The sequence below is a fragment of the uncultured Psychrobacillus sp. genome (genome assembly GCF_938022135.1).
Lineage (GTDB): Bacteria > Bacillota > Bacilli > Bacillales_A > Planococcaceae > Psychrobacillus.
The window spans coordinates 101,748-116,233 of record NZ_CALIED010000039.1; the positions used below are offsets into that span (position 1 = coordinate 101,748).

The window sequence follows — 14,486 nt, forward strand, 5'->3', positions numbered from 1 at the left end:
GTCTTTGTATTCAAATTTTATACCAAGTGAATTTGTTAGAAGTGTCTTTCATATAACACCGGAAATGTTAAAGGAAAAAGGCGTAAAGGCAATTATTACAGATTTGGATAATACATTAGTTGAATGGGATCGACCAGATGCAACCCCTAAGCTAATAGAATGGTTCACTAATATGAAAGAAGCAGGTATTCAAGTAACCATTGTATCCAATAACAATGAATTACGTGTTAAGTCATTTGCAGATCCATTAGGGATTCCTTTTATATATAAAGCAAAAAAGCCTTTAGGAAAGGCTTTTCGTCATGCTCTTAGTATAATGTCCGTTAAAAAAGAGGAAGTTGTAGTTATTGGTGATCAGCTATTAACGGATGTCTTTGGCGGAAATAGACAAAAGCTCCATACCATTCTAGTGATACCTGTCGCAAAATCAGATGGTTTCGTGACGAAGTTCAATCGTATGGTGGAGAGAAGAATTTTTAGTTACTTGGACAAAAAAGGACAAGTTACATGGGAGGAAGAAGCGTGACAGAAGCACCAAAATGTATAGGTTGTGGAACAGTAATCCAAACCGAGGTAGTTGGAGATCCAGGATATGCTCCTGTTTCTTCGTTAGAAAAAGAGGATATTATTTGCCAGCGTTGTTTTCGTTTAAAAAATTACAATGAGTTGCAGCCGGTATCTTTAACCGACGATGATTTCTTGAAAATCTTAAATGGTTTAGGAACAAAAAAAGGACTAATTGTGAAGATTGTAGATATTTTTGATTTTAACGGAAGCTGGCTACCAGGCCTACACCGATTTGTTGGTAATAATCCGATACTATTAGTAGCAAACAAAGCTGATTTACTGCCCAAATCAGTGAAGAAAAACAAAGTAATCAATTGGATGAAGCAAGAAGCAAAAAAACTTGGCTTATCACCAATTGATGTTCTATTTGTCAGTGCACATAAAGGTACTGGTATGCCAGAAGCTATGGAGGCCATAGAGCATTATCGTAAAGGTGAAAATGTTTACGTAGTAGGCTGTACCAATGTTGGTAAATCTACATTTATAAACAGGATTATTAAACAGGCTACCGGAGTAGAAGCAGTTATCACTACTTCTCATTTTCCTGGGACAACCTTAGACATGATTGAGATACCATTAGACGATAAAAAAGCTCTATATGATACTCCAGGAATCATTAATCATCATCAAATGGCCCATTTCTTAGATCCATCGGAGCTAAAATATATTACACCTAAAAAAGAAGTGAAGCCAAAGGTTTTCCAACTAAATAGTGAGCAAACTCTCTATCTTGGAGGACTTTCTCGATTTGATTTTATAAAGGGCGAACGATCTGCCTTTACTTGTCATATAGCAAACGATATTCCAATTCATCGTACGAAGCTTGAGAATGCTGATACTTTATGGCAAGAGCATCGCGGTCAATTGTTGTCACCACCTTCTGAGAAATTTATAGACCTATTACCACCTTTAGTAAGACATGAATTTAAGATAAAAGATGATAAAACGGATATCGTATTTTCAGGACTTGGTTGGATAACTGTGCAAAAAGGCGGAGTTGTGATAGCAGCTCATGCTCCTGCTGGTGTAGAGGTTTCTATTCGTCCATCTCTTATTTAGGGGGAAGTAAGTTTGAAAAAATGGTTTGCAGTCATAGGTAATCCAATTGCCCATTCTTTATCGCCTTATATGCATGATGCTTGGCTACAGGAGCAAAATATCAATGCAAGCTACATTCCTATTCATGTGAAGGAAGGGAAGCTCAAGGACGCTATCGAAGGTTTAAAGCTTCTGGGGTGTAGTGGATGGAATGTAACGGTCCCGTATAAAGAAGCCATCATTCCTTTTTTGGACCGTCTGGATGAATCAGCTGCCAAAATTGGGGCTGTAAATACAGTCGTCAAAACAGATGAAGGGGAATTCGTGGGCTATAATACGGATGGATTAGGGTTTATCCGTTCGCTTGGAGAAACTGACCATTCCAATAATATATTGATGCTCGGTGCAGGCGGGGCAGCTAGAGGAATTATATTTGCTTTTAAGCAGCTTGGATATAAAAATCTATCCGTTGCAAATCGTACATTAGAAAATGCAAAAAAACTTGTAGATGAGCTTCAATTTGGTCAAGCAATTACATACCTAGAGGCAGAGGAACAATTACAATCGTTTGATGTGGTTGTTCAAACAACTCCTCTTGGTATGAAAAGTAATAGTAAAGAGCTTCCTATTCAACTAAAAGGTATTAAAGAGTATACAATTGTTGCTGATATTGTATATAATCCTTTAGTTACCCCTTTTTTAGAGGAAGCAGAAAAGTACAATGTTCGAACAATTAACGGTTTAGGTATGCTTGTACATCAAGGTGCCTTAGCTTTTTCATATTGGAACGGAAGTTATCCGAATACAGATAATATGATTCAACGATTGACAGAGCAATTAGGAGGATAATATGTTAACAGGTAAACAAAAAAGATTTTTACGTAGTCAAGCTCACCATTTGTCACCAATATTTCAAGTAGGTAAGGGTGGCGTTAACGATGCAATGACTAAGCAAATTAGCGAAGCGTTGGAAGTACGTGAATTGATCAAAATCAGTATTTTACAAAACTGTGAGGATGAAAAGCACGAGGTGGCAGAAGCACTTGCAAAAGGCACTAGAGCAGAGCTTGTCCAGTTAATCGGTTTAACGGTTGTTTTGTACAAGCAGTCTAAAAACAACAAACGAATTGAGCTTCCAAAAGTGAATCGTGCATGACAAAAAAAGTAGGGATATTGGGGGGGACTTTTAACCCTCCACATATTGGCCACTTAATCATTGCAAATGAAGTGTTTCATGCACTTCATTTAGATGAAGTAAGACTGATGCCGAATGCTATTCCTCCACATAAATCAAAGGATACAAGAGTGACTTCCGAACAGCGATTAGAAATGCTAAAGCTTGCTATTGAACAGGTGCCATATATGGCTATTGAAACGATTGAGCTTATTCGAGGGGGAACCTCATATACTGTTGATACGATGCAAATATTAACAGAACAAGAAGCAGACACCGAATTTTATTTCATTATTGGCGGAGACCAGGTAGAGTATTTATCTAACTGGCACCGTATTGACGATCTTTTAAAATTAGTGCGTTTGGTTGGTGTTGCAAGACCAAATACCTCTATCGTGTCTGCATATCCTATTATTACCTTAGATATTCCCCAAATCGATATTTCTTCTACTGTCATACGGGAACGACTGAAGAATGGAGAAACAACAAGATTTCTAATTCCTGCTCAGGTTAGAGAATACATTCAAAAGGAGAATCTGTATGAAATTTGAATCTATGCTTCTTCAAATGAAAGACAGAATGCCGGAGCGCCGTTTTATCCATACGAGAGGTGTAGCCGAGACAGCTACACAGCTTGCAGCTAAATACGGTGAGGATATAGAAAAAGCTGAAATTGCTGGCATATTACATGACAGTGTAAAATATGCAGAAAAGTCCTGGCTGAAAGAAATAATTATCTCAGAGCAAATGGACCCGATGCTTTTAAATTTTCATCATGAATTATGGCATGCTCCTGTGGGAAGCTATGTAGCAAGGCAGGAGTTTAATATTGAAGACGCGGATATTCTTAATGCTATTCAGTATCATACGACGGGCCGGGCAGGGATGTCTAACTTAGAAAAAATCGTCTATATTGCAGATATGATTGAACCTAGTAGAAGTTTCCCTGGAGTAGAAGTATTAAGGGAAATTGCAAATCAAGATTTAGAAGAAGGGATGCTTAGTTGCGTCCAGCACAGCATGACATTTTTGATCAAAAAAAGACAGCCGGTTTTTCCGGATTCATTTCATTGTTATAATGACTTGATACAAAAGAGAGGAAAAGTGAAAGAATGACTTCAAACAAATCATTAGTAGAAATAGCTTATAAAGCGGCAGACGACAAAAGAGCGGAGGATATTGTAATTTTAAATATGCAAGGCGTATCTTTACTTGCGGATTACTTTCTAATTTGTCACGCTAACTCAGATCGTCAAGTTCAAGCGATTGCAAAGGAACTGTTTGAACAAGCAGATAAAGCTGGATTCAATGTAAAACGTATGGAAGGCTTCGATGAGGCTCGTTGGATATTAGTTGATATGGGAGATGTGGTAGCACATGTATTCCATAAAGATGAGCGCTCTTATTATAACCTAGAACGTCTATGGGGCGATGCTCCAATGATTGAAGTAGGACATGACGCATAATGTCTACTTACGACCAGTTCGCCTTCATCTACGATTCGTTGATGTCAGATATACCATATGATAAATATGCAGAATGGGTGCTGGCTAAAGCACCTATTTTGAAAAATAAACGTTTAATGGACATAGGCTGTGGCACAGGTGTACTAAGTGTCAGCTTTGCAAAAGCTGGGTATGAAGTGATCGGCATTGATTTATCTGAGTCAATGCTGACAGTTGCCCAAAATAGAAGCACCGAGCAGAATACAGATATAACGTTTGTGTGCCAGTCTATGACCGATATAGATGGTGTTTCCGATGTAGACGTTGCAGTGATAGCGATAGATTCATTAAACTATCTGGAAACTTTAGAAGAGGTAGAACAAACCTTTCTACAGGTCTATTCTACATTGAATGAAGAAGGTCAGTTATTCTTTGACATTCATTCGGAATATAAAATGAATCATATATTTCCTGATGGACCATTTACATATGAAGATGAGCAGGTAGCTTATATATGGAACACGGAGCAAGGAGAAGAAGAACATTCTATTTACCACGATATTACTTTCTTCGTCCGTGATGCTGCATCAGGCTATTACGAAAGATTTGAGGAATCCCATTATCAAAGAAGTTTTCCTCTTGAAGTTTATATAAAACTTTTAGAGCGTGTAGGATTTTCGCAAGTATATACGGAAACAAATATTTTTGACGAACAGCCCACCGATGAAATTGAAAGATATTTTATACGTGCAGTGAAATAACTCTTTTCAAGAAGAGGTAAATTTGGTATATTTTGTACATCTCCATATCATTTACCTCTTTAAGAAAAGAGGCTGATGCATGATCCCCAAGATTAAATCTAGTAAGCTTAAAAAGCTGATACTCCCTATTGGAGTATTAACTCTCCTAGTGTTTCTATTTCTTCAAAAGCAATTTTTTTCAGCTGTCCCCTCGGCTGAACTAATACAACCCTCCCTTTTAGACGATACAAACTTACAAGAAACTGTAGAAACAATAAACATTGAAGAAGATAACTCCATATTTATAGAAGTTAAAGGAGCTGTCCAAAATCCAGGAGTCTATGAACTCGAAAATGGTGATCGGGTGTTAACTGCTATAGAACTAGCGGGTGGGTATTTGCCTGAAGGTGATAGTAAAACAATTAATCATGCTCAAAAAGTAGAAGATGAGATGATAATTTATGTCCCTTTAGTTGGTGAAGAGGTTGTAACCCCTGCTAATTCCGCTACCAGTTCATCAAAAGATCAGCTGATCAACATTAATAAAGCAGATATACAAGGCTTGACCTCTTTACCAGGAATAGGTCCGGCAAAAGCTGAAGCCATTATTTCTTATAGAGAGGAAAATGGTGGTTTTAAATCTGTTCAGGATTTAATGGAGGTTACTGGAATCGGTCAAAAGACTTTTGAAAAGCTTGAAACTTATATCACTGTTAAATAATAGGCTTGATTGAAGTTTATCCATGAAAGATTTAAACTAAAAGAAGTATTATTTAGGGGGTATTTAATATGGAGAGAATTACATGGGATCAATTTTTCATGGCACAAAGCCACTTATTAGCACTAAGAAGCACATGTACGCGTTTAGCAGTTGGAGCTACCATTGTAAGGGATAGAAGAATCATGGCTGGAGGATATAATGGGTCCATATCGGGTGGGGAGCATTGTATCGATGATGGATGTTATGTAGTTGATAACCATTGTGTTAGAACGGTGCACGCTGAGATGAATGCACTTTTACAATGTGCAAAATATGGTATTACAGTCGGTGGAGCAGACTTATATGTGACCCATTTCCCATGCTTACCTTGTACGAAATCAATCATTCAAGCTGGTATTGCAAGATTGTACTATGCGCAAGACTATAAAAATAATTCCTATGCAATAGAATTACTGAACAAAGCAGGCGTAGAGACCATTCACGTGCCCTTTGACGAGCGTAAAATTGATTTCCTTAGTGACGAGAAGGTAACCCTTTATATGGAGCTTATAACGAAGCTAAGGGACAAGGGAGCAAGTGAGGAGGAACTTCTGCCTTATGAGAGGAAGGTGGCAGAATTATTCGGTTTGGAGGAATCCAAGGTAATGTAATATATGTAGCCTTGTCCATTTTACTTGCTACTCTAGCAGCATTTGAATCGACAAGGCTACTAATCTTGTTCGTGCTATTATTCTGTTGGTTTATTTATAGGCAAATTTCGTTAATGTTAACTATTACTATTATTTCTATAGGCTTCTTTACTTTTTTTTATGTAGATCATATTAATCCAGAAAAGGTCGAACATAACGACGTAAAAACGATTACTTGGACGGATAACTATCGTATTAATGGGAGATTTATAAGAGGCTTTGCTACTTCAGATACAAACCAAAAGTGGTATGTTCAGCTAAAAATATTAAACGAAGACGATAAAGACTACTTTTCTAATAACTCTTTAACTGGTATGGAGTTACAAGTTAAGGTAGAAAAGGCTATAGAAAGACCAACTTCTCATAAATATGCTTTTGACATAGAAAAGTATATAAAGAGTCATGGAGCTATTGGTCAAATAACCGTTGAAGAATATAAAATGTTAACTCTGAAGACTGGATTTAGTACTTATATGGCTAAACAACGCTTCATACTAAAGCAGCATATCCAACTTACTTTTCCAGCAAGCCTCCAAGCAGAAGCAGAGGCTTTACTAATAGGGAGCAGAGAAAGTATGCCTCTAGATCTTCAGGATGCATATCTGACCCTAGGTATCACTCACTTATTTGCAATCTCTGGTTTACATGTGGCATTAGTAGTTATGCTGCTCTATGAAGTAATGGTGCGTCTAGGTGTGAGAAGAGAAACCGCAAATTGGCTTCTAATTTTAGCATTACCCTTATACGGACTTATTGCAGGAGGAGCTCCCTCGGTGTGGAGAGCTGTATCTGTAACAGAAATTTTGTTGATCAGTAGTCTAATAAAAAATAAGTTAATCATATCAGATGCATTTTCTTTAAGTTTCATTTTATTTTTGTTTTCCTCTCCTTGGGTTGTTTATCAAACAGGCTTCCAATTATCCTACTTAGCTGCATTTTCACTTATATTTTCCTCAAGCTTGTTAAGATTAAGCAATAATCCTTTAGCTCAGTCCTTTCTTATTACAGCTATTTGTCAGCTGATGGTATACCCTCTCTTAATCTATCAATTTTATGAGATTTCTCTTTCTTCTTTTTTAGCCAACCTTTTGTTTGTTCCTCTATTTTCATTTGTTATACTACCAATTAATATTTTTATGCTCCCGTTGACTTTTCTTACTCCCATAATCAGCAATATTATCTTTCGAATCTATGAGCCACTACGAATTTGGCTAGATGATTTCATCATTTTTTTAGGTGCATTGCCATTTCAAATGTGGAATCCTGGACAGCCTGAGCTGTGGTTAGTCGTGATGGCTTATATAAGTATCTTTACTTTTTTCATTTTAGTAGAGAACAAATCTAAAGTTTTTCTATCACTCTGCATTCTTTTTGTACCAATCGTTATACTCCATTTATCTCCCTATTTTGATACTAAAACTAGAATAACTTATTTAAACGTAGGTCAAGGGGACTCTATTCTTATCGAAATGCCGAAAAGGGAGAAGGTTATTTTAATTGATGCTGGTGGTTTATTAAGATTTGATCAGGAAGAATGGATGGAAAACGAAAATGTGTATGAGGTTGGTAGACAAGTCGTAGTCCCTTTTTTAAAAGGGAGAGGTATCAGTAAAATTGACGTGATGATTTTATCTCACGCCGATGCAGACCATATGGAGGGAGCAGAGGAAATTCTTCAAGAGATAAAAGTTGAGGAAGTACATATTACTCCAGGTTCTTATGAGGAAGATGCTATGAAAGATTTAAGAGAAGAAATTAATAAGCAAAGAATCTCAGTTTTTGAGAAAGGGGCGGGAGAAGTGATTGAGTCGTCCTATTATCAGCTTATTTATTTATATCCAAAGGATGTAAACTATGAAGGAAATGATGATTCTTTAGTGCTGTCTATGGAAAATGCATATTTTAAGGGGTTGTTTATAGGAGATTTGGAGAGCAAAGGAGAGCGAGTGTTAGCTACAGAGTATTCCAAGCAGATTGAGGGACAAACCATACTTAAGCTGGGCCACCATGGAAGTAAAACTTCTAGTACGCAGCTTTTTTTGGAGAAAGCTAATCCTAAATTTGCCATAGTTTCGGCCGGGTTGAATAACCGTTATGGACATCCGCACCCTGAAGTTGTAGAGCGTCTTAACAAATTGGACATACCCTATTTTCAAACAGGGAAGGATGGGTCTATTGAGGTTATAATAACGAAAAAAGGGGAAGTAACTATTTTTCCACATTAGAATAGAGAAAAGGGTCTTGTCTATATACTAGACAAAACCCTTCTCATGAATTATCGAGCAAGAAACTCAATAACTACTGCAATTACAAACATGATTGTAAAAAATCCAAAGGAGACTACAAAACCTACGCCAGAATCGATAGCGTCATTACGCTTCGACTGTACATTTTGTTCAAACTCATTCATTGTTACCCCTCCTATTTCCACATAATTATATAGGATAGCGCAAAAAAAATCTACACACAAACTTTTCTTTTTCGCTATAAATACATAATGTCACAAAGTTTTCACTACAATTGCGTTATAATAAATATACTAATGATGAGCAAGGAGATTCAAAATGATTTCAGAAAAATGGATGCAAATCTCTAACGGTAAAATATCAAACGTCTATTTATTATATGGCACGGAAGCATATTTTATCGAAGAAACAATAAAAAAATTAAAGAATAAACTCGAAGAAGATGAAGAAGCAGAAGTCATTTACTTCGATTTAGAGGAAAAAAATATTGAACATGTCATTTACGAGGCAGACACACTTCCTTTTTTCTCTGAGAAAAAGTTAATAATCGCAAAAAATGCATTTTTCTTAAAAGCCTCGGAAAAAGGCAAAGAAAAAATTGTTCACGATACAGCTCTACTAGAAAGTTGGCTTAAAGATCCTTCTTCTACTGCCATTGTTGTGTTTGTAGCACCTTATGAAAAGCTGGATGAACGCAAAAAGATAACTAAAGCTATAAAGCAAACAGCAAATGTGATTGAAGCTGCGGGTCTACAAATTCATGACTTAAAAAGCTGGGTGTTGCATGAAGTTTCAAATGAAGGAAAAACGATTACAGATGAAGGCATTGAACGACTAATTGAAAGTGGGGGAACAAATTTAGTTCACCTAAGAACAGAAATCGCTAAAATTTCGACATATATCGGAGAAGAGAATGAGATTGATGCAGATACCGTCAAATCTTTACTTGTCAGAACGCTAGAGGAGGACGTCTTCACATTAGGGAACGCTTATTTATCAGGACGAAAAAGTGAGGCAATGGCGATTTATCATGATTTACTTAAGCGTAAGGAAGATCCTTTGAAGCTAAATGCCTTGATCGCTTCTCAAGTGCGATTAATGATTCAGGTGAGTCATCTAAAGAAAAAAGGCTATCATGCGCAACAAATTGCGTCTCAATTAAAAGTGCACCCTTACAGAGTGAAACTGCTATTCGACAATCCACTGTTACATCAAGAGGAAAAGCTCTTAAATACATTAAATGACTTGGCTACAGTAGATTTGCAGTTAAAGTCATTGAATACAAATAGAGACCGTATTCTTGAATTATTTTTATTAAAATAATGGCATCTGGTTTGAAAGATTAACTTGTGAGTTCGACAGGGGAGTATAAGGAATTATTTTAAGAGAAAAATAATAGAGAGCTTGGAAATAGTTCTCCAAGCTCTTTTTTCTATTCCTGAAACTTCTTAGAAAATATGATTTAATGAAAAAAAATAAAGACTGACCGAGTTTGACATCGGAACAGTCTTTTTTATTTACGCTTTTTTCATTAATTGAGCTTTCTTACGAGAAGCTGCGTTTTTATGAATTAAACCTTTAGAAGCTGCTTTTTCAACTTGTTGAATCGCAGTTTTAATAAGTTCTTTTGCGTTTTCATCGTTATTAAGTGCAGCAGTGTCAGCTTTTTTGACAGCAGTACGCATAGCTGATTTTGCCTTTGCATTTTGAGTGTTTAAAGTCTCATTTTTCTTAACACGTTTGATTGCAGATTTAATGTTTGGCATACCTTTCACCTCCTAGTAAGGTCTGAGATGATACATTTTGTTGGTAACTGAATTTATACAACAAGCATTATTTTAACAAACGAAAAAACAAATTGCAATATATAAATGCAAAGAATATTTACTTGACACTTTGAACAAACTATTTAAGAGGTGATAATTATGTGGGGAAGAACTGATTTAATCGATGAATCGGATGAAATGGTAAAGCACCGTTCGGAAAATCAAAAAGATACATTGGCAAAATCAAAAGGTATAAAATTTGAGGAATCAAGGAATGGAGCCGTATTGGTTACATCGATCGAAGTGGATGCAGAAGGGGAGAAACAAATAGGTAAAAAACAAGGGAAATATATTACCTTGACCGATCTAACCTTAAGTCCAGATGATGAGAAGAGCTTTGAGAATATTGCCAGAGCCTTTATCGACCATCTTCGGCATATGCATCAAGATATTAAACTCACGGATCAATCTAAAATATTAATCATTGGTCTTGGAAATGCAACTATTACTCCTGATGCAATTGGTCCCAAGGCAATCGAGTATCTTCAAAATTCATCCTTGACCAATAATGAACGAGTAAAGGTAGTTATGTATGCCCCGGGTGTTACTGGTCAGACAGGTTTCGAAACAAGCGATTTTGTTAGTGCGATTAGCGAAGCATTTCAACCTGATTTAATTATAGTGATGGATGCCCTTGCTGCAAGGAATAGCGAACGTTTATGTAAGACAATCCAAATAACTAATACAGGCATTCATCCAGGGTCAGGAGTAGGCAACCAGCGTAAGGAAATTTCTAAAGAGGTATATAATGTGCCGGTTACTGCAATTGGTATACCTATGGTGGTAGATGGACCTGTGTTATATGCAGACGCTGTTGAGCAGGTCATTCATCATGTGGCAGCACGTGTAGAGGAAAAAGGGAAGCCTTCCTCTGCCTTAGCAGTTACTCCTATGGTTTCTAATAAGACGAACATTGATAAAAAAGTCCTTCAGCCTATTTTTGGGGAATGGGTTGGCTGGTCAACTGATGAAAAAAGAAAATTATTTGAGGAAGTATTTGTTGGAAAAAATCCATCTTTATTTGTTACGCCAAAGGAAACAGATTTATGGGTGGAACAGTATGCTTACATGCTTTCTACGGGTATTGAAACCTGGCTTGTAAGTAAATAGGTCGTTCTAAAAATCCTTCTCTCCTCATACGATTGTGTGAGGAGAGTGGAACCTATGACTAATACGTTAAAGAAGCTAACTACAATCTTATTACTCTTATTTTTGGCGCCTATTATTATTGCAACAGTCCAAACACCTCTAAGCATGGACGCAACAATGGAAAAAGCAGTAGAAAAGAAAAAAGAGGATATCCCGGTTGTTTATGCGGCACAAATTGAAACACCGCCGGTAACTGAGACCGAAACCGAAACGGAAGCTGAAGCCGATCCGGTAGCAGAGATTTTGCAACCGCCACGAAAAGCTTTCGTGTACTTTACCCATTGGCAAGAAGCTTTTAAACCAATATTAGCTGCCAGCGGAGAAAAGATTGAAATCTATCATCCAGAAAAAAATATTACTAATTTTCAAGAGCAAATTACTGCTCAGTTTGCTTTTCATAATGTAGAAACGGATTTTCTAACAAGCGATAATCCACATGGCACAAAAGATTATCACTCGGTTAGACCTCTAGTCCAGAAAGCTTTATCTCAAAACAATTATGATATTGTACTAGACATTCACCGAGACTCTGCAAAAGCAAAAGTGACTACGTTAAAAGTTGGAGAAGAGAGCTATGCAAAAATCATGCTTGTTGTAGGTGGCGAGCATGCAAACTATAAATGGAACGAGCAACTAGCTAACAAACTATCGGAACAAATGAATACAATAGTCCCAGGTATCTCAAGAGGCGTTTTCTTGAAAACTGGAAAAGGTGTAGATGGAGTCTACAATCAAGACCTAAATAAAAACACCATACTTATTGAATTAGGTGGCATTGACAGTACAGAAGTCGAACTAAATAGGACAATTGCAATCTTAGCAAAAGCAGTTTCAAATGTTTTTGATCAACAAAATGCATCCTAACATTGATGTATCGCTTGTTCACTGCTATAATTCATAATAGTTTAATTAGGAGTGAACAAGCATGAATAATGAAGAGAGACTGGCACGACAGAAAAAGATACGAAACTTTTCTATAATCGCCCATATAGATCATGGGAAGTCAACGCTTGCTGACCGTATTTTAGAAAAAACAAAGACGTTAACATCTAGAGAAATGAAAGACCAATTGTTAGACTCTATGGATCTTGAAAGAGAACGTGGAATTACAATTAAATTAAATGCAGTTCAGCTAAAGTATTTGGCACAAGATGGAGAAGAATATATTTTCCATTTGATCGATACCCCTGGACATGTCGATTTTACTTATGAGGTGTCTAGAAGCTTAGCAGCCTGTGAAGGTGCTATTTTAGTTGTAGATGCTGCACAAGGAATTGAAGCACAAACGTTAGCTAACGTTTATCTTGCATTAGATAACGATTTAGAGATTTTACCAGTTATCAATAAAATTGATTTACCTGCAGCTGATCCTGAACGTGTAAAAAAAGAAGTGGAAGAAGTAATTGGTTTAGATGCTTCAGAAGCTGTTCATGCATCAGCAAAAGCTGGTATTGGTATAGAAGAAATTTTAGAGCAAATCGTGGAAAAAGTCCCTGCGCCAACTGGTGATCCAGAAGCACCTTTAGAAGCATTGATTTTTGACTCATTATTTGATCCATACCGTGGTGTAATTGTTTATATTCGAATTATGCAAGGAACCGTAAAACCTGGAGACCGCATTAAAATGATGTCCTCGGGCAAAGAATTTGATGTTGTAGAAACAGGGGTCTTCACACCTAGAACTACTCAACGTGACGAATTGACTGTTGGAGATGTTGGTTTCTTAACAGCGTCTATGAAGGATGTTGGCGATTCGAGTGTTGGGGATACTATTACTTTGGCGAATAATCCAGCACAAGTGGCATTAGCGGGTTACCGTAAGATGAATCCAATGGTGTTCTGTGGATTGTACCCAATTGATAACTCTAAATATAATGACCTTCGAGACGCATTAGAAAAACTACAGCTAAATGACTCTGCACTAGAGTTTGAACCAGAATCTTCCCAAGCGCTAGGTTTTGGGTATCGCTGTGGCTTCCTTGGATTGCTCCATATGGAGATCATTCAAGAACGTATCGAGCGTGAATTTAAAATTGATCTTATAACGACAGCACCAAGTGTTATCTATAATGTAAAGCTGACTAGTGGAGAAACTTTAAAGGTTGATAATCCTTCTATGATGCCAGACGTTCAAAAGGTAGACGCAATAGAGGAGCCTTATGTTAAAGCCTCTATTATGGTTCCAGAGGATTATGTAGGATCTGTTATGGAGCTTTGCCAACGTAAGCGTGGTAACTTCATCACAATGGATTATTTATCTTCTGCTCGTGTAAATATTATCTATGAAATTCCACTATCCGAGATAGTCTATGATTTCTTTGATTCATTAAAATCCAGCACTAAAGGTTATGCTTCTTTTGACTACGAACTTATCGGTTACAAGGAATCTAAGCTACAAAAAATGGATATTTTATTGAACGGGGAAAAAGTAGATGCTTTAAGCTTTATCGTGCACAGAGATTTTGCATACGAGCGCGGGAAGCTGATTGTTGAGAAGCTGAAAGCACTAATTCCGAGACAGCAGTTTGAAGTACCAGTTCAAGCAGCAGTCGGACAAAAAATTATTGCTCGATCTACGATTAAATCCATGGGTAAAAACGTTTTAGCTAAATGTTACGGGGGAGATATCTCACGTAAACGTAAACTTCTTGAAAAGCAAAAAGAAGGTAAAAAACGTATGAAGCAAGTAGGTTCTGTAGAAGTACCTCAAGAAGCGTTTATGGCAGTCCTTAAAATGGATGAGCCGAATAAATAATATTAGTTTGCCATGGAGAGGTTTTTAAACCCTCCATGGCTTTTATTTGTTTAGGAAATTATAAAACTCGGACCTATTGAGAAATTGATGTCTAGCTCCACCGCCTTGCCCCTCGGGGTCAAATGGATAAAAGCTC

Annotated in this window: 17 protein-coding genes; 15 read left to right on the top strand and 2 right to left on the bottom strand. The window is 37.0% G+C overall.

Features of this window, described 5'->3' with window-relative positions:
• The first annotated feature begins 4 nt into the window (after positions 1 to 4).
• The 11 genes from Q0371_RS08865 (at position 5) to Q0371_RS08915 (ending at position 8,599) form a co-directional block, all read left to right on the top strand.
• On the top strand, positions 5 to 526 hold the full coding sequence (locus Q0371_RS08865; RefSeq protein WP_169358034.1) for a YqeG family HAD IIIA-type phosphatase: 522 nt from the start codon (positions 5 to 7) through the stop codon (positions 524 to 526).
• Positions 523 to 1,626: a ribosome biogenesis GTPase YqeH gene (gene yqeH, locus Q0371_RS08870; protein ID WP_298470404.1), complete on the top strand. Its 1,104-nt coding sequence runs from the start codon at positions 523 to 525 to the stop codon at positions 1,624 to 1,626. The genes Q0371_RS08865 and yqeH overlap by 4 nt, the downstream gene beginning before the upstream one ends.
• A gap of 12 nt (positions 1,627 to 1,638) precedes the next feature.
• The gene (gene aroE, locus Q0371_RS08875; RefSeq protein WP_298470406.1) at positions 1,639 to 2,454 is read left to right on the top strand and encodes a shikimate dehydrogenase; all 816 of its coding nucleotides are present in this window, start codon (positions 1,639 to 1,641) and stop codon (positions 2,452 to 2,454) included.
• A gap of 1 nt (position 2,455) precedes the next feature.
• A complete protein-coding gene (yhbY, locus tag Q0371_RS08880; protein ID WP_169358037.1) occupies positions 2,456 to 2,761 on the top strand; it encodes a ribosome assembly RNA-binding protein YhbY in 306 nt (101 codons plus the stop codon).
• Positions 2,758 to 3,330 carry a nicotinate-nucleotide adenylyltransferase gene (locus tag Q0371_RS08885; protein WP_298470408.1) on the top strand — a complete coding sequence of 191 codons (573 nt, stop codon included), beginning with the start codon at positions 2,758 to 2,760 and terminating at the stop codon, positions 3,328 to 3,330. Before yhbY ends, Q0371_RS08885 begins: the two co-directional genes overlap by 4 nt.
• A complete protein-coding gene (gene yqeK, locus Q0371_RS08890) occupies positions 3,320 to 3,895 on the top strand; it encodes a bis(5'-nucleosyl)-tetraphosphatase (symmetrical) YqeK (RefSeq protein WP_169358039.1) in 576 nt (191 codons plus the stop codon). The genes Q0371_RS08885 and yqeK overlap by 11 nt, the downstream gene beginning before the upstream one ends.
• Positions 3,892 to 4,245 (top strand): ribosome silencing factor, encoded by a 354-nt coding sequence (rsfS, locus tag Q0371_RS08895; protein WP_169358040.1) that lies wholly within the window; start codon positions 3,892 to 3,894, stop codon positions 4,243 to 4,245. The genes yqeK and rsfS overlap by 4 nt, the downstream gene beginning before the upstream one ends.
• Positions 4,245 to 4,985 (top strand): class I SAM-dependent methyltransferase, encoded by a 741-nt coding sequence (locus Q0371_RS08900; protein WP_298470412.1) that lies wholly within the window; start codon positions 4,245 to 4,247, stop codon positions 4,983 to 4,985. Before rsfS ends, Q0371_RS08900 begins: the two co-directional genes overlap by 1 nt.
• Before the next feature lie 79 nt (positions 4,986 to 5,064).
• Positions 5,065 to 5,685: a helix-hairpin-helix domain-containing protein gene (locus Q0371_RS08905; RefSeq protein WP_298470415.1), complete on the top strand. Its 621-nt coding sequence runs from the start codon at positions 5,065 to 5,067 to the stop codon at positions 5,683 to 5,685.
• A 68-nt stretch (positions 5,686 to 5,753) separates the two neighbouring features.
• Positions 5,754 to 6,335, top strand: a complete 582-nt coding sequence (locus Q0371_RS08910) for a ComE operon protein 2 (protein ID WP_169358043.1) — start codon at positions 5,754 to 5,756, stop codon at positions 6,333 to 6,335.
• A gap of 113 nt (positions 6,336 to 6,448) precedes the next feature.
• On the top strand, positions 6,449 to 8,599 hold the full coding sequence (locus tag Q0371_RS08915; protein WP_298470416.1) for a DNA internalization-related competence protein ComEC/Rec2: 2,151 nt from the start codon (positions 6,449 to 6,451) through the stop codon (positions 8,597 to 8,599).
• Between the two features lie 50 nt (positions 8,600 to 8,649).
• On the opposite strand, the gene Q0371_RS08920 is transcribed toward Q0371_RS08915, so the two are convergent.
• The gene (locus tag Q0371_RS08920) at positions 8,650 to 8,784 is read right to left on the bottom strand and encodes a YqzM family protein (RefSeq protein ID WP_169358045.1); all 135 of its coding nucleotides are present in this window, start codon (positions 8,782 to 8,784) and stop codon (positions 8,650 to 8,652) included.
• Positions 8,785 to 8,938: 154 nt separating this feature from the next.
• Between Q0371_RS08920 and holA the strand changes: the two genes are divergently transcribed.
• A complete protein-coding gene (gene holA / locus Q0371_RS08925) occupies positions 8,939 to 9,943 on the top strand; it encodes a DNA polymerase III subunit delta (RefSeq protein ID WP_298470419.1) in 1,005 nt (334 codons plus the stop codon).
• A 194-nt stretch (positions 9,944 to 10,137) separates the two neighbouring features.
• Here the strand turns inward: holA and rpsT are convergent, their stop codons facing one another.
• Positions 10,138 to 10,386 carry a 30S ribosomal protein S20 gene (gene rpsT / locus Q0371_RS08930; RefSeq protein WP_169358047.1) on the bottom strand — a complete coding sequence of 83 codons (249 nt, stop codon included), beginning with the start codon at positions 10,384 to 10,386 and terminating at the stop codon, positions 10,138 to 10,140.
• Positions 10,387 to 10,545: 159 nt separating this feature from the next.
• Between rpsT and gpr the strand changes: the two genes are divergently transcribed.
• From gpr to lepA, 3 genes are all read left to right on the top strand, one after another.
• On the top strand, positions 10,546 to 11,556 hold the full coding sequence (gene gpr, locus Q0371_RS08935; RefSeq protein WP_298470421.1) for a GPR endopeptidase: 1,011 nt from the start codon (positions 10,546 to 10,548) through the stop codon (positions 11,554 to 11,556).
• A gap of 54 nt (positions 11,557 to 11,610) precedes the next feature.
• Positions 11,611 to 12,459: a stage II sporulation protein P gene (gene spoIIP, locus Q0371_RS08940; RefSeq protein ID WP_298470424.1), complete on the top strand. Its 849-nt coding sequence runs from the start codon at positions 11,611 to 11,613 to the stop codon at positions 12,457 to 12,459.
• A 61-nt stretch (positions 12,460 to 12,520) separates the two neighbouring features.
• Positions 12,521 to 14,350 (top strand): translation elongation factor 4, encoded by a 1,830-nt coding sequence (gene lepA / locus Q0371_RS08945; RefSeq protein ID WP_169358050.1) that lies wholly within the window; start codon positions 12,521 to 12,523, stop codon positions 14,348 to 14,350.
• Positions 14,351 to 14,486: the final 136 nt, after the last annotated feature.

Bases quoted from the DNA above. Each gene is read 5' to 3' on its own strand.
- yhbY (WP_169358037.1), top strand. From the start codon at position 2,456: ATGTTAACAGGTAAACAAAAAAGATTTTTACGTAGTCAAGCTCACCAT.
- Q0371_RS08885 (WP_298470408.1), top strand. From the start codon at position 2,758: ATGACAAAAAAAGTAGGGATATTGGGGGGGACTTTTAACCCTCCACAT.
- yqeK (WP_169358039.1), top strand. From the start codon at position 3,320: ATGAAATTTGAATCTATGCTTCTTCAAATGAAAGACAGAATGCCGGAG.
- rsfS (WP_169358040.1), top strand. From the start codon at position 3,892: ATGACTTCAAACAAATCATTAGTAGAAATAGCTTATAAAGCGGCAGAC.
- Q0371_RS08900 (WP_298470412.1), top strand. From the start codon at position 4,245: ATGTCTACTTACGACCAGTTCGCCTTCATCTACGATTCGTTGATGTCA.
- Q0371_RS08905 (WP_298470415.1), top strand. From the start codon at position 5,065: ATGATCCCCAAGATTAAATCTAGTAAGCTTAAAAAGCTGATACTCCCT.
- Q0371_RS08910 (WP_169358043.1), top strand. From the start codon at position 5,754: ATGGAGAGAATTACATGGGATCAATTTTTCATGGCACAAAGCCACTTA.
- Q0371_RS08915 (WP_298470416.1), top strand. From the start codon at position 6,449: ATGTTAACTATTACTATTATTTCTATAGGCTTCTTTACTTTTTTTTAT.
- Q0371_RS08920 (WP_169358045.1), bottom strand. From the start codon at position 8,784: ATGAATGAGTTTGAACAAAATGTACAGTCGAAGCGTAATGACGCTATC.
- holA (WP_298470419.1), top strand. From the start codon at position 8,939: ATGATTTCAGAAAAATGGATGCAAATCTCTAACGGTAAAATATCAAAC.
- rpsT (WP_169358047.1), bottom strand. From the start codon at position 10,386: ATGCCAAACATTAAATCTGCAATCAAACGTGTTAAGAAAAATGAGACT.
- gpr (WP_298470421.1), top strand. From the start codon at position 10,546: ATGTGGGGAAGAACTGATTTAATCGATGAATCGGATGAAATGGTAAAG.
- spoIIP (WP_298470424.1), top strand. From the start codon at position 11,611: ATGACTAATACGTTAAAGAAGCTAACTACAATCTTATTACTCTTATTT.
- lepA (WP_169358050.1), top strand. From the start codon at position 12,521: ATGAATAATGAAGAGAGACTGGCACGACAGAAAAAGATACGAAACTTT.